15 protein-coding genes and 1 pseudogene are annotated in these 19,646 nt (G+C 40.2%); 14 read left to right on the top strand and 2 right to left on the bottom strand.

Going from position 1 to position 19,646, the window contains the following annotated elements; genetic code table 11:
• Positions 1 to 397: 397 nt before the first annotated feature.
• Positions 398 to 1,024, bottom strand: a complete 627-nt coding sequence (gene rpsD / locus HMPREF3230_RS06145; protein ID WP_075524039.1) for a 30S ribosomal protein S4 — start codon at positions 1,022 to 1,024, stop codon at positions 398 to 400.
• A 1,062-nt stretch (positions 1,025 to 2,086) separates the two neighbouring features.
• Between rpsD and galT the strand changes: the two genes are divergently transcribed.
• From galT to mltG, 7 genes and pseudogenes are all read left to right on the top strand, one after another.
• Positions 2,087 to 3,352 carry a galactose-1-phosphate uridylyltransferase gene (galT, locus tag HMPREF3230_RS06140; protein ID WP_196489661.1) on the top strand — a complete coding sequence of 422 codons (1,266 nt, stop codon included), beginning with the start codon at positions 2,087 to 2,089 and terminating at the stop codon, positions 3,350 to 3,352.
• Between the two features lie 17 nt (positions 3,353 to 3,369).
• Positions 3,370 to 4,044 (top strand): histidine phosphatase family protein, encoded by a 675-nt coding sequence (locus HMPREF3230_RS06135; RefSeq protein ID WP_075524038.1) that lies wholly within the window; start codon positions 3,370 to 3,372, stop codon positions 4,042 to 4,044.
• A 171-nt stretch (positions 4,045 to 4,215) separates the two neighbouring features.
• Positions 4,216 to 4,647 (top strand): annotated as a pseudogene (locus HMPREF3230_RS06650) (DUF948 domain-containing protein); the annotation flags it as partial.
• 459 nt (positions 4,648 to 5,106) lie between these two features.
• Positions 5,107 to 5,376 carry a hypothetical protein gene (locus HMPREF3230_RS06125; RefSeq protein WP_075524037.1) on the top strand — a complete coding sequence of 90 codons (270 nt, stop codon included), beginning with the start codon at positions 5,107 to 5,109 and terminating at the stop codon, positions 5,374 to 5,376.
• A 183-nt stretch (positions 5,377 to 5,559) separates the two neighbouring features.
• On the top strand, positions 5,560 to 8,241 hold the full coding sequence (gene alaS / locus HMPREF3230_RS06120) for an alanine--tRNA ligase (RefSeq protein WP_075524036.1): 2,682 nt from the start codon (positions 5,560 to 5,562) through the stop codon (positions 8,239 to 8,241).
• A 27-nt stretch (positions 8,242 to 8,268) separates the two neighbouring features.
• Complete coding sequence (gene ruvX, locus HMPREF3230_RS06115; RefSeq protein WP_075524035.1) at positions 8,269 to 8,730, top strand: Holliday junction resolvase RuvX; 462 nt, start codon at positions 8,269 to 8,271, stop codon at positions 8,728 to 8,730.
• 221 nt (positions 8,731 to 8,951) lie between these two features.
• A complete protein-coding gene (mltG, locus tag HMPREF3230_RS06110; protein WP_075524048.1) occupies positions 8,952 to 10,166 on the top strand; it encodes an endolytic transglycosylase MltG in 1,215 nt (404 codons plus the stop codon).
• A gap of 245 nt (positions 10,167 to 10,411) precedes the next feature.
• Here the strand turns inward: mltG and HMPREF3230_RS06105 are convergent, their stop codons facing one another.
• On the bottom strand, positions 10,412 to 10,963 hold the full coding sequence (locus HMPREF3230_RS06105; protein ID WP_155642934.1) for a hypothetical protein: 552 nt from the start codon (positions 10,961 to 10,963) through the stop codon (positions 10,412 to 10,414).
• Positions 10,964 to 11,267: 304 nt separating this feature from the next.
• On the opposite strand from HMPREF3230_RS06105, the gene aroC reads away from it, so the two are divergent.
• The 7 genes from aroC (at position 11,268) to HMPREF3230_RS06070 (ending at position 19,578) form a co-directional block, all read left to right on the top strand.
• Positions 11,268 to 12,455, top strand: coding sequence for a chorismate synthase (gene aroC / locus HMPREF3230_RS06100; RefSeq protein WP_075524047.1), 1,188 nt, complete (start codon positions 11,268 to 11,270; stop codon positions 12,453 to 12,455).
• A gap of 2 nt (positions 12,456 to 12,457) precedes the next feature.
• A complete protein-coding gene (locus HMPREF3230_RS06095; RefSeq protein WP_082266331.1) occupies positions 12,458 to 14,137 on the top strand; it encodes a bifunctional shikimate kinase/3-dehydroquinate synthase in 1,680 nt (559 codons plus the stop codon).
• A gap of 19 nt (positions 14,138 to 14,156) precedes the next feature.
• Positions 14,157 to 14,615, top strand: a complete 459-nt coding sequence (locus HMPREF3230_RS06090) for a type II 3-dehydroquinate dehydratase (RefSeq protein WP_075524032.1) — start codon at positions 14,157 to 14,159, stop codon at positions 14,613 to 14,615.
• A gap of 109 nt (positions 14,616 to 14,724) precedes the next feature.
• A complete protein-coding gene (locus tag HMPREF3230_RS06085) occupies positions 14,725 to 16,395 on the top strand; it encodes a CTP synthase (protein ID WP_075524031.1) in 1,671 nt (556 codons plus the stop codon).
• A gap of 515 nt (positions 16,396 to 16,910) precedes the next feature.
• The gene (locus HMPREF3230_RS06080; protein ID WP_075524030.1) at positions 16,911 to 17,705 is read left to right on the top strand and encodes a hypothetical protein; all 795 of its coding nucleotides are present in this window, start codon (positions 16,911 to 16,913) and stop codon (positions 17,703 to 17,705) included.
• A gap of 345 nt (positions 17,706 to 18,050) precedes the next feature.
• Positions 18,051 to 18,812, top strand: coding sequence for a ribonuclease PH (gene rph, locus HMPREF3230_RS06075; protein WP_075524046.1), 762 nt, complete (start codon positions 18,051 to 18,053; stop codon positions 18,810 to 18,812).
• A gap of 79 nt (positions 18,813 to 18,891) precedes the next feature.
• Positions 18,892 to 19,578, top strand: a complete 687-nt coding sequence (locus HMPREF3230_RS06070; RefSeq protein ID WP_075524045.1) for a non-canonical purine NTP pyrophosphatase — start codon at positions 18,892 to 18,894, stop codon at positions 19,576 to 19,578.
• Positions 19,579 to 19,646: the final 68 nt, after the last annotated feature.

Raw genomic sequence — 19,646 nt, 5'->3', positions numbered from 1 at the left:
AATCTCTGCCTAACTAATAGCAAAGCGCGTCTGGTAAATAAATTTACACATAAGATACTAGTGAGGTGTGGGAAATACTTAACGAACAATAAAAAGCGAAACGGTGTTTAAAAAAGTTACACCTAATCCAAACTCTTTATAAAACTAAAGTAAGCTAAAATCTAGCTTTTATTACTACAAGCAATAACATTTGGGCATGCGTAAAAAGTTGAAGCTCCTGTGAGGTAAGTAATTCCCACACCTCACAAACACAGTCAAAAAACAATAAATTTTATCAACAACCTATAGTTTTCTTGGCTTAGAAGTTGCATACTTTTGTTTACAAAGCATTGACCCCCGCAATGCGATTTGCATAGCAGGGGTCAAGCTGTATGTCCTTAAGAATGAAATCCAGAATTTAGCGAGCGTAGTACTCGACAACGTACTGAATGTTGACTTCAACTGGAATCTGATCGACTTCCGGCTTACGAGTCAAAGTAGCCTTCAAAGAGGCGAGATTCACATCGAGGTAACCAGGAACTGCTGGCAAAACATCGCGATGAACGCCTTCTGCAGCAATCTGGAATGGAACCATAGTCTGGCTCTTAGCACGAACCTGAATGGTCTGTCCTGGCTTGACGCGGTAAGATGGACGATCTACAAGATTGCCATCAACCAAAATATGACGATGCACAACAAACTGACGAGCCTGAGCTGTGGTGCGAGCAAAGCCTGCACGCAAAACCAAAGCATCAAGACGAGTTTCCAAATCGGTGAGCATTGCGTCACCGGTCTGACCTGCAGTGTGCGTACCCTTTTCGTAAACAGCGCGAAGTTGTTTCTCGGAAAGACCGTACTGTGCGCGAAGACGCTGCTTCTCACGAAGACGTACTGCGTAATCGGACTCAGTACGACGACGAGTGCGACCGTGCTCACCTGGAGCATATGGACGCTTCTCGAAAATACGCTGAGCTTTTGGAGTTAAAGCGATGCCGAGGGAGCGTGAAAGACGCACCTGACGGCGAGAACGCTGAATATTAGTCATAACTAATCCTTTTAATTCTGTCGTTATCTGAACGGAACGCGAATCAAATCTTATGATTATTCGCGCTGAGCCGGCCTCTCCAGTGCTTCTTCGTGCATTACACACGAACACGTAAATAGCAAGATTTGCGTGCCGACCCACTGATGGGCTAAGGCTCCAGATGATGTCTATAAAATAGACATCGCAAGATATGTTACACGTAGTGTGGAATATTAGTGTTAAGTAAGTTTGATTGTACTTTATTGGCAAATGTTTAGATTATTATATTTTCTCGGCGTTTCGTAAAAGTTTACATTTTCTTACAAAAATATGTTAAAAATACACACACATATGATATAATCTTTACAAGAACGCTCGTTATGTTACAAAATCTAACATAGTGAGTGCGCAATATGGTAATAAAGCATAGAATAGAAAAAACTATGCATAGGTATCTTCGGATTCGAAGACGATGGAGTCGAGATGTCTTACAATATTTCAAAAGAGCCAGCTCGGGAAAATGGCAGCGAGGGAGATAAATTCAATAATGGGGGAACATCAAATAATACTTTATTTCGTAATACAATTAATGATAATTTACTAGAAAATGAGAAGACTTTAACACAAAACTTAGAAAATCAAAGCAAGAGTTACATTATGGAAAATAACATGAGCGATACTGAAGATTATTCAACAAGTAAATCTGATTCAAACGAAAAAACTTTCGCTATGGACGGTTTACATTCAATACCAACTAATGCAGGTTTTGCAGGCGCAGGCGCAGGGTTTGAAGGTGGAGCTGCTGCCGGTTTTGAAATCGACGAAAAAGGATCTGTCCGCTCTAAAATAAGCGATTCTCAAGTAATTAAAAGCTTAGAAGATACAGATGCTTTCGATGCTATAGACGTGGATTCAATTCGCGCATCGCAACAAAAAAATACTCCTGTAATCAATAAAATAACTAGTACAGGCGTTGGAGATTCTTCTCTAAGCGATCTTGTAACAAGCACAGAAGAACAATCCTCCTCGCTTCTTTCTTCTGAAGATGATTCTCCAGTTATATCAACTATTGCGCAAAGTCCTATCCGCGATTTTAACGGCGAATATCCATATAAACTGTATCGTCCTGGAACGTATGCAAGAGAGCATATTCGAATTACTGCTACAAAGCTTGCAGATGGACGTGATTTCTTCTATATGGACGACAATCCAGAATATGTAAGCGGTCGTAAAACTAGAGAGTTAAAAGATCCTCGCAAATTACCGTATCGCTTCTCGTATTTAGTAGATTCGGAAGGAAACGAAACGCCTTATACTGCTCCGCAAATGCGCCAAGATCCTCTTACCGGAGATTGGATTCCAATGGCAACTGCTCGTATGAACAGACCTATTACTGCAGGTCCAACTGTTTTAGCTAAAAGCAATCCTTTAGCTGCACGCAAACCGGGAGATCCTTATCAAGACGGTGAAGTTCCAGATACTGATTATGATGTTGTGATTTTTGAAAATCGATTCCCATCAATGGTTCAAGTTCCTGGAGAAAGCCGAGATATTAAGTATATTGATGGAAATCCTTTATGGAAGTCAGCTCCTGCTGCTGGTCGTTGTGAAGTGATTTGTTTTGGTCCAGATGAAAATCTACTTCCAGCAAATCTTTCAGTTTCTAGAATGCGTACAGTTGTTGAAGCTTGGGCTTTTAGAACTGCAGAAATCAGTCAAATTGATGGAATTGAGCAAATTTTCCCATTTGAAAATCACGGTGCAGAAATAGGCGTATCCCTAGCTCATCCTCATGGTCAAGTTTATTGCTATCCATTTATTGCTCCTAGACTTGAGCAAGAATTACGACATACAGAAGCATATTTTGATCGCACTGGTTCAAACTTGCTCAAAGATTTAATGAAAGCAGAACTTAATGCCTCAACTCGCGTGATTATGCGAAATCATAGTTGGGTAGCTTATGTTCCTGCTGCTGCTCGCTGGCCGCTAGAGGTCCATGTTGCTCCTGTTCGTGACGTTTTAACTTTAGATCAATTAGACGATCAAGAACGTTGGGATTTAGCGCAAATGTATATTACTTTGTTGCGTAGAGGTAATAAATTCTTTGTGACTAAAGATGGTGAAGGAATGGATTTGCCTTATATTGCAGCATGGCATCAAGCTCCTGTTCATGATTCGAGAAGAGCGCATTATCGTTTGAATTTGCAATTCTTCTCATTCAGACGAGCTGCTAATAAGATTAAGTATTTAGCAGGATCTGAATCTGGTATGGCTGCTTGGGTTTCAGATACAACTCCAGAGCTTATCGCTAAGCGATTCCATGAAATTGGAGAAATAGATTTAGATTAAATTAACAGAAGGCAGATATGTTATTACATCTTTACTTAGTTCGACATGGTCAGACTATGTTCAATCGCTATAATCGTTTACAAGGGTGGTCTAATTCTCCGTTGACGGATAGCGGTATTGCAGATGCTTATAAAGCTGCCGAAAAATTGAGTGATATTGATTTTGCAGCAGCGTATTGTTCAGATACAACTCGCGCTCTGGAAACTGCTGAAACAATTCTCGATGTAAACGAATCATCTGGGCACTCGCGACCGAATCTTGTAAGCGATATGCATTTTAGAGAACAATGCTACGGTTATTTTGAAGGTCAAGATATGTCTATGGCTTGGTGGGCTGCAGGTGCTCCACATGGAGTGCATTCTTATAATGAAATCGTTGAAAAATTTGGGCTTCCTGCAACTCGAGATATGCTTAAAGAAGCAGATCCTTTTCACGATGCTGAATCAGATGTTGAATATTGGACTCGCGTAGAAGGCGGTTTTTCGCTTATCGCAGCGAATAAGAGTTTGCAGAATGGAGATAATGTTTTACAAATCTCACACGGAAACACTCTTTTAAGTCTTATGCATCGTTTTGCTCGTGGCGCTTACGATCTAAGTGAACGTCCTCGTAACGGTAGTATTACGCGTCTTGATTTTGATACAACTAAGCCTTTAGATAACGCAATTAGTGTTCAAGGTTATAACGAGTAATCTTAGGTTTTATCTTTTTATGCATGATGATTTTTCTCTAATTTGCTGCTGTGATAAGTTGCTTTTATGAGTCGCGACCGTTAGTTAGTCTTGTGTCATTGAAACACGGCAATTTTAAGTAGCAGTAGTAGCAATATTAGTGAAAATCTTAAAATAAGGGAAAGAGGTACGATGAGCGTTGGAGAAATTGCGGGACTTATTGCAGCAATTGCGTTTGCAGTACTTTCTGGCGTTTTAATTTACCCACTTATTCGATTGGGTAAAATGTTTGATCAAATTGCAAACACTGTTAAAGATTCAGGCGATCATGCTATTGATGCAATTGACGAGTCTTTAACTACTATGCAAAAAGTTAATAAGACTTTAGATGATGTAAACGCTATGTCTGATTCTGCTCGCACTACATTAACGAATATCAGCGCTCTTACTGATTTGTATGGTTCGTTCTTAGGAAAGCCGATTATAAAAGTTGCATCCGTTGGGTATGCAATAAAAGATACTTTTAATTCCTTCTTTAATAAGCCTTCTGTTCCAACTTCTTCTGCTTCTGCTTCTTCGAGTTCTGCTTCTTATGGATCTTCTAAGAGCAAATCATCAAATTCTGCTAGTTCTTCTAATTTTTCAGGACTAAAAAATTCAGCTGGTCATATTTCTGATGCAGCTTCGTCTATAGCAATGTCTGTAGTTTCTTCGTTAGCTTCAGTTGTTGCTTCTGCTGCAACTGCTTTTGAATCTGTTTCTACATCATTTTCAAAGTCTTCGGGTAAGTCTTCGGAAAAGTCTTCAGGTTTAAAGAGTGAAGATAAGTCTTATGAGAAGTCTTCGGATGAGAAGCGTGATGAAAAGCGTAACGAAAATGGCTTGGAAGATAGCGCAGAACAACCTGCTGAGAACGAAAAACAGTATGTAAAATCATCGAAAAAGATGCGTGGAAGTTCGCGCGGAAATTCTAGCGGAAGTTCTCGCGGAAGTTCTCGCGGAAAATCGACATCTTCTAAATATTCTAAATATTCCAAATATTCTTCTAGTTCTTCTAATCTAGATTCCTAAAAAGGAGTAATGATGTTTAAGCGATTGTTTTGGATTAGTATTGGTTTTATTGCTGGAGTTTTAACTGTTAGCAAGTTTCGTGCTTATTTGAAAACTAGGCTTTCATCTACTGGAAGCAAAATTTTAGATGATGAGAATCCAGATAATATTACTTTGCAAACTCTTTTAATTCTATTCAAAGATTTTAATTCAAGTCGCAAAAAGCGTGAAGAAGAATTAAATTCTAAATATGCAGAGGAATTTAACGTTTCCAAATACGAATATCATGATTTAGAGAGTTGATTTTTAAATACTCGTAGGATTATTTACTATAGCGTAGGATTATTTACTATAATTAACAATCCTGAAGATAATAAAATATTGCAGATTTATATATCTGTCTTAGCGCCTTAAGCATGATGGTATGATATTCTTTTGTGCCGCACTGTTACACGGCGTTTAATATAACACAAGGAGTTCATACCTATGCGCACAGCAGAAATTGCAAAGCGTTATCTTGATTACTTTGGTAATCATGGTCATATGGTCATGCCTTCAGCATCGCTGATTTCACCAAATCCAACTACACTTTTCACTATTGCAGGCATGGTTCCATTCATACCTTATCTTTTAGGAGAGCAGACACCTCCATCGCGCAGAATGGCATCGAACCAGAAGTGTGTAAGAACGTTAGATATTGACGAAGTTGGTAAAACTACTCGTCATGGCACATTCTTCCAAATGGTTGGAAACTTCTCATTCGGTGATTACTTTAAGGAAGAAGCAATTCATTACGCTTGGGAGCTTTTAACAACTCCACAAGATAAAGGCGGTTACGGTTTTGACCCAGAAAAACTTTGGGTTACAACTTATACTGACGATGACGAAGCTCGAGCAATTTGGAAGAACGAGGGCTTTGATCCAGAGCATATGCAAGTTTTCGGAATGGAAGATAACTTCTGGACTACTGGTGGCCCTGGTCCAGGAGGTCCATGCTCTGAAATTTACGTAGATCGCGGTCCTAAATATGGTAAAGACGGTGGTCCTGCTGCAGATGAATCTCGATTTATTGAGATTTGGGATTTGGTTTTTGAAAACTTCCAAGTAGATAACGTTAAATCTAAGACTGATCTTCATATTGTTGGAGAACTTGATCAGAAGAATATTGATACGGGCGCTGGTTTGGAGCGTTTGGCATACCTTATGCAAGGTAAGGAAAATATTTACGAAACTGATGAAGTTTATCCTGTTATTGAAGCTGCAGAAAAGCTTAGTGGCGTAAAGTATGGCGATAATAACGATGCTGACGTGCGTTTCCGCGTTGTGGCAGATCACGTTCGTTCCGCGTTGATGATTATGAGCGATGGCGTGCGTCCAAGTAATGTCGGTCGCGGATACGTGCTTCGCCGTCTTCTTCGCAGAACTGTTCGCGCAATGCGCATGCTTGGCGTGCAAGACCCAGTTTTGCCAACCTTGTTCCCTGTTTCTAAGGGCGCTATGGAGCCAAGCTATCCGGAGCTTAACGATACTTTCCACGAGGTTAGCGAAGCTGCATACGGTGAGGAAGATGCGTTCCGCAGGACTCTAGAAAAGGGTACGACTATTCTCGACTTGGCTGTTGAAAAAGCTAAGAAAGAACACAGGGATGACCCTATGGTTGGAGGTGCAGACGCGTTTACTTTGCACGATACTTATGGTTTCCCAATTGAGTTGACTTTAGAGATGGCAGCTGAGCAGGGTGTTAAAGTTGATGAAGCTAAGTTCCGCGAGCTAATGAGTGAGCAGAAGAGCCGAGCGCGAGCAGATGCTTTGAAGAAGCGTCATAATGTTGATGTTAGCGTTTATGACGATATTAAGAAAGCATTAGAAAAGCCGATTGATTTCCTCGGTTACACTGATTTTTCAAGTCGTTCCAATGTTCTGGCGATTGTTGAAGCAGGTAAGGGTTCTGTTAAAAGCGTTAGCGCTCCTGCAAATGTTGAGGTTATTCTCGATCGTACGCCATTCTATGCTGAACGCGGTGGCCAGATTGCAGATCAAGGAGAGATTATTTCCGATGATGGCGCAATTTTGGAAGTTGATGATGTTCAGCGTCCAATTAAGGATTTGATCGTTCACAGCTGCCGACTTACTGAAGGCACTTTAAGTGTTGGTGCTCCCGTGAACACGAATATCGATCAAGTTCGAAGAGCTGCTTTAGCTCGTTCTCACACTGCAACTCATACTCTTCACAAGGCTTTGCGCGAGGAACTTGGACCACAAGCAACTCAGCGTGGTTCTGTGGTTGATCCAGATCGTTTGCGTTTTGATTTCCAGTGGCAAAAAGCTGTTGATAAAGACGCTTTAAGACGTGTTGAAGCTCGAGTAAATGAACGTATTCGCGAAGATTTGCAAGTAGTTCCAAAAGAGATGCCAATTGATGATGCTTTCAAGCTTGGAGCTATGCACTTGTTCGGCGAAAAATATGGTGACGTTGTGCGAGTTGTTGAGATTGGCGATGGTTGGAGTCGTGAGCTTTGTGGAGGTACTCACGCTAAGAGCACAGGCAAGATTGGAATGGTTACGATTTTGTCTGAGTCTTCTATTGGTTCTGGAGTTCGCAGAATTGACGCACTTTGCGGTGAAGCAGCGTACGAGTATGGCGCTCGCGAACATACTTTAGTTGCTCAGCTTGCAGATATGGTTAATGCTCGTCCAGACGAGTTGGTTGAACGTTTGGAATCTTTGCTTAACAAGATGAAGGATTCTGATCGTAAACTTGCTGCTGTTTATGAATCTCAATTAAATGAGTCTATTCCTTCTCTAGTTGAAGCTTGCAAGCAAAGCGATGCAAAAATTAAGCTAGTTGTGAAGAATGTTGGTAACTTTGGTTCTTTCGATGTTTTGCGAAAGACTGTTCTAGATGTTCGCTCTCGTTTAGGCGAGGATTATCCTGTAGTAGTTGCTCTTGCTGGAGTAAACGAAGAGGATCGTCCAATGGTTGCAATCGCTACTAATAATGCTGCTCGTGAACTTGGTGCTAAAGCTGGCGATTTAGTGCGTACAGCTTCCAAGGTTCTTGGCGGTGGCGGTGGCGGAAAGCCAGACTTCGCTCAAGGTGGCGGAACAGATGCATCTAAGATTGATGATGCACTCGAATCAGTTAAAAACGAAGTTGCTAAGCTGTGAAGCATGATTATTTAACTTAAGCTTACGATGATTTGGCTGGGTGTTGATTTAGGTGATGCTAGGGTCGGTCTTGCTCTTTCCGACCCTGAGCTCACCTTTGCGCATCCTATTGGGAATGTGCAAGTTCAGGGTGATTCTTTTAGGGCTATAGATGAAGTACTTTGCGTTATTGAAGATAACAGTGTTTCAAGAGTTGTGATTGGTTTGCCTTTACAACTCGATGGTTCTGAAGGTAAATCTGCTAAAAAATCTCGCAGGTGGGGTAAAAATCTTATAAAAAGAATGCAATTATTGTGTGATGAAAATGATTGGGAGTTATCTTACGTACCGGAAGTAGTTTGGAAAGATGAGCGTTTAACTACAGTAAGCGCTCACCGCCAGCTTTTACAGGCGGATCTTTCTACTAAAAAGCATCGTCCAATGGTTGATCAGCAATCTGCAGTTTTGATTTTGCAATCAGCTATTGATGATTACAGTAATGGAAGATGAAGGAGAGTATCTTGCCTGAGAATTTTGATGATTTTTTTGAGCGTAATGCTAAATGGACTAGCCAAGCTTCCGAGCAAGATGAGTTTTATGAGGATGATTCGCATGAGGATGATCCTCATGGTGTTGATTCGCATGGTGTTGATTCGTCTAGTGTTGACTCGTCTAAATCAGATTCTTCTACAGATAACTTGTTGAAATCCATTTCATCAAACTCAAGTCCTATTTCATCAAACTCAACTTCTAGCGCGTCTAGTTCTTCTGAATCTAGCACGTCTAGTTCATCTAATTCTTCTAGTTCATCTGAATCTAATTCATCAAAATCTAATTTACTTAATAGCAGAAAACACCGGCGGGCAATGCGAAGAAATAAATCTAGAAACTCAAGAAAATCGCGAAAACAAAAGCGTATTAAAACAATAATCGTTCTGCTTATTGTTGCTCTTATTGTGTGCTTTGCAGGTTATGGTTTGGCGCGAGCTGTGCGTTCTATGATTGGGTATCAAAGTTTATCTGCATCAGAGGATTGGCCTGGTCCTGGTGAAGGCTCAATAAGTTTTAGCGTTGAAGTTGGTGAAAGCGCGAATTCTATTGGCTCTAGACTAGAAAAAGAAGAAATAGTTAAGTCTAAAGCTGTTTTTACAAGTATTGTTTCTTCTAATAATAAAATTTTGTATCCTGGAATATACGAGCTAAAAAAGCATATGTCTGCTATAGATGTTGCAGATATTCTTTCAAATAGAAAGAAAGCTACAGGATTTTTGGAAGTGAAAGCTGGCGAGCGTTCTGTTGATATTATTAAGCGCGCGTCTGAAATTTCCGGTATTGATTATTCTAAGTTTAAAGCGATTTTACAAGCAAAAGGAGCTGGAATTTTACCTCAAGAAGCGTCTGGTAGCTTTGAAGGTTGGTTAGAGCCTGGTGTTTATAACGTTAAGGCTATGAAATCTGCTGAAAAAATAATGTCTGCAATGGTAGAAAAGCGAATCGCTAAGCTTAATGCAATTGGTGTACCTAAAGGCGATAAGCGAGAAAATATCTTGAAGATTGCATCTATTGCAGAAGCTGAAGTAAATAATCGCGAATATTATGGGAAAGTTTCGCGCGTGATTTTGAATCGCATAGACAAAGATATGCCTTTAGGAATGGATACTACTATAGCGTATGGTGCTGGTGTGAGAGCTATAGATCTTACTAAATCAATGTTAGATAACGCAAATAATCCTTATAATACTCGAATTCATAAAGGTCTTCCGCCTACTCCTATAAGCATTCCTGGTCCTAACGCTATTGCTGCTGCAATGCATCCTGAAAATGGTTCATGGCTTTATTTCGTTACTACTGATTTGAAAACAGGAGAAACGAAGTTTGTAAATACTCATGAAGAATTTTTGAAGATTAAAGATGAGTATAAGCGTAATAATAAGGATGCTAATTAGGCGCTTGGCTTGGCTGTTTGGCTTGCTGGCTTGATGGTTTGATGGCTGGCTTTATGGTTTGGCTTGCTTGTGAAGTATGCGCGCTTTAATGCGTAATGCGCAAGGTGGCTGGATGTTGGCTAGTTAGCGGATTTGCTTGAAGTTTTGTTGTTTAGCTAAGCTAGTTGGCTGGCATTTGGTGGCTGGTATTTGGTGGCTGGCTTTGTATTAAGTTTTGTGTTTTGTTAGATTTTCATGCTAGATTTTCATGCCAGATAAATTGCTATTGCAATAATTGCAGATAATACTTCAACTGGGATGAATGCAATTCTATTTTTATAGTTGCTTTCGCTGATTGAGATAGAGTTTGTGTTTGAGTTTGCGCTACGGATTGCCCTTGCGCTTGCGCTTGTGATTGTGTGAGAGTTTGCGTTGTTCATGCTTGCGTTATTTTCGCGAAAGTTTTGATAGTTTTTGTTAAATTCTGCACTATTGATTGCTTCTGGTGTTTTTCTATATTTTGTGTGAAATATTTCATGAAATTTTTTATGTATATTGCATATAATAATTGCAAAAATTCCGATTACTCCAGTAAGTGCAATCCATGTTATTATGCTTTCGAATCCAAATAATATCAACGCTTGAGCGAGCATAGTTGCACAAGTTATATCTCCGAATCCAAGTGATTTTTTGCCTGCGATATAACGCATTATAACGTATAAACAACAACAGATAGCTGCGGAAATCCACCCTAAAAAAGTTATTGAAAAATCGTGTTTTAGAAGAATCGAATATATTGAAGTTGAAAGCGTTTGCAAAATAATCGCAAATATTACCCATGCTCGTGGCACAACAAAATAAAGTATGTCTGTAAAACATAATGCTATTGCGCATATTAGCGTTGGAATAGCTGCTATCAGTGCACTAATTTGAATCATGAAATTATGTTAAGAATCAAGTATTTTTTATTCAAGAAAATTCTTATATTGTGGTTATAGGTTAGTGTATGTGGTCAGAACTTCTTTTACGGTGGTCAGAAGTTCTAGAAGTTATTTATATGCTTTGAGAATATTATTGAATGAGTACAATGAAGTTTTAAGAATCAGCATTATGGGAGGATATATGTTACGTTGGCAAACTGCCGGTGAATCTCATGGTGAGGCATTGGTCGCTCTTATTGAAGGCGTGCCTGCAGGAGTGAAGATTACGAGTGAAGATATTGTTTCTGCACTTTATAGAAGACGCTTGGGTTATGGTCGTGGCGCTCGCATGAAATTTGAGCAAGATAAAGTTCGTATTTTAACTGGAGTTCGTCATGGATTAACACTCGGATCTCCAATTGCTGTTGAAATTGCAAACAGTGAGTGGCAAAAGTGGAGTGAAGTTATGAGCGTAGATCCTTTGGACCATGAGATACTTCACGAAGGTCGTAACGCTGCGCTTTCTAGACCGCGTCCGGGGCATGCTGATTTAACTGGAATGCGAAAATATGGTTTTAATGATGCTCGTGAAGTTTTAGAACGTTCTAGTGCAAGAGAAACAGCGTCTAGAGTTGCATTAGGGGCAATTGCTGCTAATTTTTTGTATCAAGCTTTGTCTGTTCAAACTGTTGCTCATGTTATTTCTATAGGTGGAATTTATGCTAGTAAATCTTCAAAATTGCCTACTCCTGAAGACGTTTCTGCTTTAGATTCTTCGCCTGTTAGAACTCTCGATAAAGATGCTGAAAAGCGCATGATATCGCGTATTGACGAAGCTAAATCTGCTGCAGATACGCTTGGTGGAGTAGTGGAAGTTTTAGCTTACGGTGTTCCGGCAGGTCTTGGCAGCTATGTTGAAGCAGATAGAAGATTAGATGCAGCTCTTGCTTCTGCTCTTATGTCAATCCAAGCAATTAAAGGAGTCGAAATCGGAGATGGTTTTGAAGAAGCAAACGTTTCCGGTTCTGTTGCTCACGATGAGATTGTAAGAGATGAAAATGGTAAAATTGCACGTTTAACTAATCGAGCTGGTGGAATTGAAGGCGGAATGTCTAACGGCGAAACAATTCGCGTTCGTGCTGCAATGAAACCAATCCCATCCATTCCTCGTGCTCTTCGCACAATCGATATACTAACTGGTAAGGCTGCTCATGCAATAAATCAGCGTTCTGATTTCACAGCTGTTCCTGCTGCGTCTATAGTTGCTGAAGCTATGGTGAGATTGACTTTAGCAAAATATGCTTTAGAAAAGTTTGGTGGAGATTCATTGCTTGAAACAAAGCGAAATGCTGAATCTTACATAAATTCTTGGCCGGAGTATATGAAGTGAGTATGAATCAAATGCCTTTAGGTGTAATCATAGGTATGCCGGGTGCTGGAAAAACTCGAGTTGGCAGAGAAGTAGCTAATTTAATGCATATCCCTTTTATAGATACAGATGCAGAAATTGAGCAAGAAATAGGAATGAGCGTTGCTAAATATTTTCAGTCGCATAGTCAAGAAGAATTTAGAGTTATAGAAGCTAAAATAGTTCGAAATGCGATTGAAGGTCCTACTGCTTGTAGTGGAATTGTGTCTTTAGGAGGAGGAGCTCCAACTGATGAATCCACTCAAGAAGTTTTGAAAAAATATAGAGCTAATGGTGGCAGAATTGTATATTTGCAAGCAAATCCTAATGAAGCTATTGAACGTGTTGGAAGAAATAATAATCGCCCTATTTTTTCGGGAAGTGATTGTGCTACTCGTTGGCTTGAATTATATGAAAAACGCAATCCAATATTTCGAAGTCTAGCTAATATTTACATGCTCACGAATGGTGCTACTGCAAAAGCTGCTGCAGAAAAGTTAAAAAATATGTTAAATCAGCGTATGATACACGTGCCTTGCCCTGGAATTGAAGAATATGATGTGCGAATTGGAGAAGACGCGCTGGAACTTCTTCCTCAAATGCTTGGTGATTCAGTTCATCGAGTTGCTTTAATACACACTCAGCCAGTACAGCGACATAGTGATAAAGCTCGCACGATTTTGCGGCGTGCTGGATACGATGTGTATGAAATGCTAGTTCCAGATGCTGAAGCTGGAAAGACTGTGCGTGTGGCGGATTCTTTATGGTCGAAATTGGGTGATTTAGGTTTCACTCGTTCGGATGCAATAGTTGGTTTAGGCGGTGGAGCTGTTACAGATTTAGCTGGATTTGTTGCTTCAACGTGGATGCGCGGAATTCGCTATGTGAATTGCCCTACTTCTCTTCTTGCTATGGTTGATGCTTCTACAGGTGGTAAAACTGGCGTAAATACTTCTGCTGGAAAGAATTTAGTTGGAAGTTTTTACACTCCTGCAGGTGTTTTAGCAGATACTTTTACATTTTCTACTTTGCCTAAAGATATTTTTATTGAAGGCTTAGGAGAAGTTGTGAAATCTGGATTTATTCGCGACTTAAATATTCTACAAATTTTAAGCGATGAGCATAATAATAAGCTAATAAAAAGCTTTGATAGAAATGTTTTTGATAAAGCCAGCTCTATTAAAAACGTTGAGCTTAGCAATCTTATAACAGATCTTATTGAGCGCACTGTGAGAGTAAAAGTATACCATGTTTCAAAAGATTTGAAAGAACAAGGACTTCGTGAATTTTTGAATTATGGACATACTTTAGGTCATGCGATTGAACAGATAGAGCATTTCCGCATGCGTCATGGAAATGCTGTTAGCGTTGGAATGGTTTTTGCTGCTCAATTGGCGAAGAATTTGGGATATTTGACTTGTGAAGATGTTAAATATCACAAAGACTTGCTTTCTTCTCTTGGTCTTCCAATTTGTTGGACTAGTAGCACAGATTCTGAGAGTATGTTTAATAACGTATTAGATTTAATGCATAAAGATAAAAAAGCTAGAGGAAATATTCTTAGATTTGTGATTTTAGACGGCATTGCGAATCCAATTCATCTTGAAAATCCGCCTATTGAAGCTGTTCGAGATGCTTTTAATAGCGTTTATAAGCAAAAGTGAGATATTGTTTGAGGTAAATATGGAAAATAATAATCAAGCGAAAAAAGTTCTTGTAGTAAACGGTCCTAATTTAGGCATGCTTGGAGTTCGTCAGCCAGATGTTTATGGAATCGAAGATTTTGAAACTTTGCGCGCATATTGCCAACAATGGGCTTGTGAGCTTGGGCTGAATGTAGAAGTGCTCCAAAGTGATGACGAATCGCAAATGATTCAATGGATGCATGAAGCTGCTAAGTCGCATACGCCAGTTGTTATGAATCCTGCAGCTTTCACGCATTACAGTTATGCGCTCGCAGATGCAGCTCATATGGTTAAAGATGCTGGAGTGCCTTTAATGGAAGTGCATATTTCTAACCCTGCTGCGCGTGATTCTTTTCGTAAGATTAGCGTGATAAGCCCTGTTGCAACTGGAACTATTACCGGCATGGGGTTATATGGTTATAAGCTTGCGCTTGAGTCGGTTGCGCATTTAATTTGAGCTTGCGCTTTACTTTCTTTTACTTACTTTTGAGCTTTGAGTATAGTTTAAGCAAGCCTTTTTCGCACAACACTTTAAGCGTCTAGGCTCGAAGATACCATGGAGTTCCATGGTTAGAAGAAAACATGGTAACTCTCAGGAGCATATTACAAAGCATATTTTTGTTACTGGCGGCGTTGTTTCGTCTTTAGGAAAAGGTCTTACTGCATCATCTTTAGGCAGACTTTTACGGAGCAGAGGACTTCACGTATTACAACAAAAACTCGATCCTTATATCAATGTTGACCCGGGTACAATGAATCCATTCCAGCATGGTGAAGTTTATGTTACAGAAGATGGAGCAGAAACAGATCTCGATATTGGTCATTATGAACGATTCCTTGATGTTTTCCTAAGCCAAAAAGCAAATGTTACTACTGGTCAGATTTATCAGTCTGTACTTCGCAAAGAGCGCGCAGGTGAATATTTGGGGCAGTGCGTGCAAGTTATTCCGCATATTACTGGAGAAATTAAGTCGCGTATGCGTGCGCAAGCTTCAGATGATGTTGACGTGATTATTACGGAAATTGGCGGCACTGTTGGAGATATTGAATCTCAGCCATTTTTGGAAGCTGCTCGCGAAGTTCGTCGCGATTTAGGTCCTGAAAATTGCATGTTTGTACACGTTTCTTTAGTGCCTTATATTGCTGCAGCGCATGAGTTGAAAACTAAGCCAACTCAACATTCTGTTATGATGCTTCGCTCTCTTGGTATTTCTCCAGACGCGCTTGTTTTGCGTTCAGATCGCCCTCTTAATCAAGGCATTAAAGACAAAATTTCGCTTATGTGTGATGTTGATGCTGAAGGCGTTGTTAATTGCGTTGATGCTCCAAGCATTTACGATGTTCCTAAGATTTTGTTCAACGAGGGCTTGGATGCGTACGTTGTTCGCGAGCTTGAGCTTCCATTCCATGACGTTGATTGGAATGAGTGGGAAGATTTGCTTGAGCGAGTACATCACCCTAAGCATGAGCTAAACATTGCAATCGTTGGAAAGTATATTGATTTGCCAGACGCATACCTTTCTGTTACTGAAGCGATTAAGGCTGGCGGATTTGCAAATTGGGCTAAAGTAAACGTGCGTTGGGTTGCTGCAGATAAGTGTGAAACTCAAGAAGGTGCTGCTGCAGCTCTCGATCAAATGGACGGTATGGTAATTCCTGGCGGATTTGGTATTCGTGGTATTGAGGGTAAGATTGGCGCACTTCGTTATGCGCGTGAGCATGGTTTGCCAACTCTTGGACTTTGCCTTGGATTGCAATCTATGGTGATTGAGTATGCTCGTCATGTTCTTGGTCTTGAGGATGCTAATTCAACTGAGTTTGAGAAGGATTGTGGAGATCCGGTAATTGCAACTATGGAAGAGCAGAAAGATATTGTTGATGGTAAGGGTGATATGGGTCACACGATGCGACTTGGTTCTTACCCTGCTCTTCTTGAAGAAGGCTCTATTGTTGCTGAGCTTTATGGCTCTACGCATGTTACTGAGCGTCACCGTCATCGTTACGAAGTGAATGTTGCGTATAAGGATCGTTTGCGTGAAGCTGGTTTGCGAATTAGCGGTCAAAGCCCAGATGGTAATTTGACTGAGTTTGTGGAACTTCCAAAGGATGTTCACCCATTCTACGTTGCAACTCAAGCTCATCCAGAGTTTAAGTCTAGGCCAACTAAGCCGCATCCATTATTTGCTGGATTAGTTGCTGCAGCTCTTGAGCATCAATCTAAAATGAGCAGCAAGTAGAATGAGTAGCAAGTAGTTTTAAGATTGTTGATTTTTACTCAGGTTGGAAGTGAGATGTGTTTCCAACCTGAGTTTTTTTGGTGTTGGTGTGGCTGGGTGATGTGGTGTGTTGCGTGTTGTGGCTGGGTGATGTGGTGTGTTGATGTGTGTTTTGTGTGTTTTTGATTTGTGTGTTTGAGTTTATTTTGTGTGTGCTTTTGGGAAACCTTAAAGAAACCTGAAAAAATTATTAAAAAATTCTATATTCGGCGTGTTTTGTATATTTTTTGATTTTCTGCAAAAAAATTCGTAATTTATGATGTATTTTGAATGTTTTATGCAATTTTTATTAAAATCTTTATAATTAAAGCTTAATATAAGCTGAAAATTTTGGTTGAGTTTTCTTAAATCGTGATGTAATGTTTGAGTCAGTTACCGGAGGAATCCCTAGTTCCACTGGTACAAGCGGGAAACCGCAAAGGCAAATTGTTCTTCGCATACCCTAGTGCGAAGGAGAAGAAGAAAAGGAAAATATCATGTTAAATAAGAAGGCTATTGCCGCTTTTGCTGCTGGCGCTACTTTGCTCGCCGGCTTCGCTATGTCTACCCCAGCTTTTGCTGCTGATGCCAAGGCTGACAAGTGCGCTTCACTTCAGCAGGCTGTAGATGCTGCTCGCACTGAAAAGACAACTGCTGAATTGAAGAAATCTTTGAAAGAGATTGAACTTAAAGAAAAGACTGCACTCTATAATAAGGCTGCTGCAGCAGTAGCGTCATATAAGACTGCCCTTAAGAATTACAATACTGCGAAAGAAGCTTATACAAAAGCTACTGGTGATAAGAAGGATGAAGCTAAGCCAGCTTTTAATAAGTCAGTTGACGCTCTTAACAAAGTATTGAAGTCTATTACAGATGCTGCTTATGCTGGCTTTAATGTTCCTGCTGATGCCTCTAAAGATGCTACTGTTGCGTTCGCTGGAACAGAAGATCAGTTCAAGGATGCTCTCGAGGCTTTGAAGCCAGGAGATGATTTCCTTAAGGCAGAAAATGAAGCAGTTCAGAAGGCAGAGGATGCTTTGACTTTGGCTGAGAACCATCTTGCTAAAGCTGGTTGCACTGTAAAGCCAGGCAAGCAGAATCCTCAAAAGCCTAATAAGCCTAATAAGCCTAATAAGCCAGGCAAGCCAGGCAAGCACAATGTTCAAATTAACACCAAGGGTCGTAAGGGCAAGAAGCAGCTCAGCAAGACTGGTGTTGGCGTAGCTTTCGCTGCTTTGGCTGCTGCTCTCCTCGCTGGCATGGGTGCTGCTGTTCGCAAGATCCGTCACTAAATTAACTAATCTAGTAATAATAGTTTGAATAATTTGTATGCGTTTACGTTTGTAAAATGCGTTATATTGCCATAAAAATGGTTTTATATCGTTGCATATGATTTCAATCTTTTGCTAGAATAGTGTGAATTTAAAAAAGGGCTAGGATTAAAATCTTAGCCCTTTTTAATATATTTTCCGGTCTATTTAAAGAAATCAACTTCTTTTAATTCTTAAATATATTCTTAAATATATGTTTCTAAAAACTTTTAACACTTAATAAAGTTTTAGAATTACTAGTTTTATTAACGTTCTATGAACAATAAACATAGAATACATACCACTTGCATGGTAAATTTACAAACTATGGCTCAGATTAAAGATATGTTGGAATCGTTGACACCTATTCGCATAGACGGACGTGCTGTAGACGAATTGAGACCTGTAAAAATCACACGCAATTTCACAAGTGTTCCAGAAGGTTCTGTGCTAATTGAATGTGGGAATACTCGCGTTATGTGTACTGCAACTTTTACAGTTGGCGTACCTAGATGGCGTAAAGATTCAGGACTCGGATGGGTTACTGCTGAATATTCAATGCTTCCGAGAGCCACTGAGCAGCGCACGGATCGCGAATCAGTTAAAGGAAAAGTAGGCGGTCGCACGCATGAAATCAGCAGGCTTATAGGTCGCTGCTTGCGTGGAGTAGTAGATATGAAAGCAATGGGTGAAACGCAAATTCAAATCGACTGCGACGTTTTACAAGCGGACGGTGGCACTCGTACAGCATCTGTAACTGGAGCGTATGTTGCACTTGTTGACGCATTGCGTTGGGCAGAAAAAAATAAGCATATTCACTCTGCTGATCGCGTTCTTAAAGACTCTGTATCTGCTGTATCTGTGGGAGTAATAAATGGTACTCCAATGTTGGATTTGCCATATATAGAAGATAGTCAAGCAATGACAGATATGAATGTTGCTATGACTGGTTCTGGGACTTTTATTGAAATTCAGGGTACAGCAGAACATCGCCCATTTAATCGCGATGAGCTAAACGTTTTACTTGACTTAGCTACTAAAGGAAACAGGGAACTTCAAGAAAAACAGCGTGAAGCACTTAGATCTTAATCGGATTTAAATGTGTTTGCTAAAGAGAGTTTGAATTGTATTAAATCATCTTATGAATTCTATGAGAAAGGCAGATAGAGTGAAAATTATTGTGGCAACGCATAATGAGGGTAAACTTGTGGAAATTAAGCGCATACTTTTTGAGGAGTGTGCGGATTTTGCGTGCCAGGTCACTCTATTAACAGCAGGCTCTTTAGGTCTTCCTGATCCAGTTGAAACAGGCGTAACTTTTGAGCAAAACGCTTTGCTTAAAGCTCGTTGCGTTGCAAGCCTTACAGGTTGCCCTGCGATTGCAGACGATTCTGGACTCATAGTTGATGTGCTTGGAGCTGCTCCTGGAATACTTTCTGCGCGCTGGAGTGGTGTGCACGGAGATGATTTAGCAAACAACACTTTACTTCTTAAGCAACTTTCAGATATTCCAGACCCATGTCGTACTGCTAGATTCCGTTGTGCTGTGGCTTTGGCTGTTCCTGAAGATTGCAATCAAATACATCAAGAAAGTGCTATGAACCATTCTCATAGTTTTGAAATAGTACGATTTGGTGAAATGACTGGCAGGCTTTTGCGCGAGTCTAGAGGTGAAAATGGTTTTGGATACGATCCGCTTTTTGTTCCAGATGATCAGCCTGTTAGAAATGGCGTGCAAATGGAAGGATTGACTTCTGCTGAGCTTAGCTCGGAAGAAAAAAACGCGATATCTCACAGAGGTAAAGCCTTGAGAGCGCTACTACCAGAATTGAAAGCAATGTGCTTTACTGAATGAAAGAATAGTATAGTAAAAGGCGCGCGCAAAGGCGAGTTAAGTAAAACTAATCTAGTAAACTCAGTAAG

Origin of the sequence: Gardnerella vaginalis (genome assembly GCF_001563665.1) — a bacterium.
Lineage (GTDB): Bacteria > Actinomycetota > Actinomycetes > Actinomycetales > Bifidobacteriaceae > Bifidobacterium > Bifidobacterium vaginale_A.
Note: the sequence above shows the minus strand (reverse complement) of the source record. Positions and strands in the feature narration are given on the sequence as shown.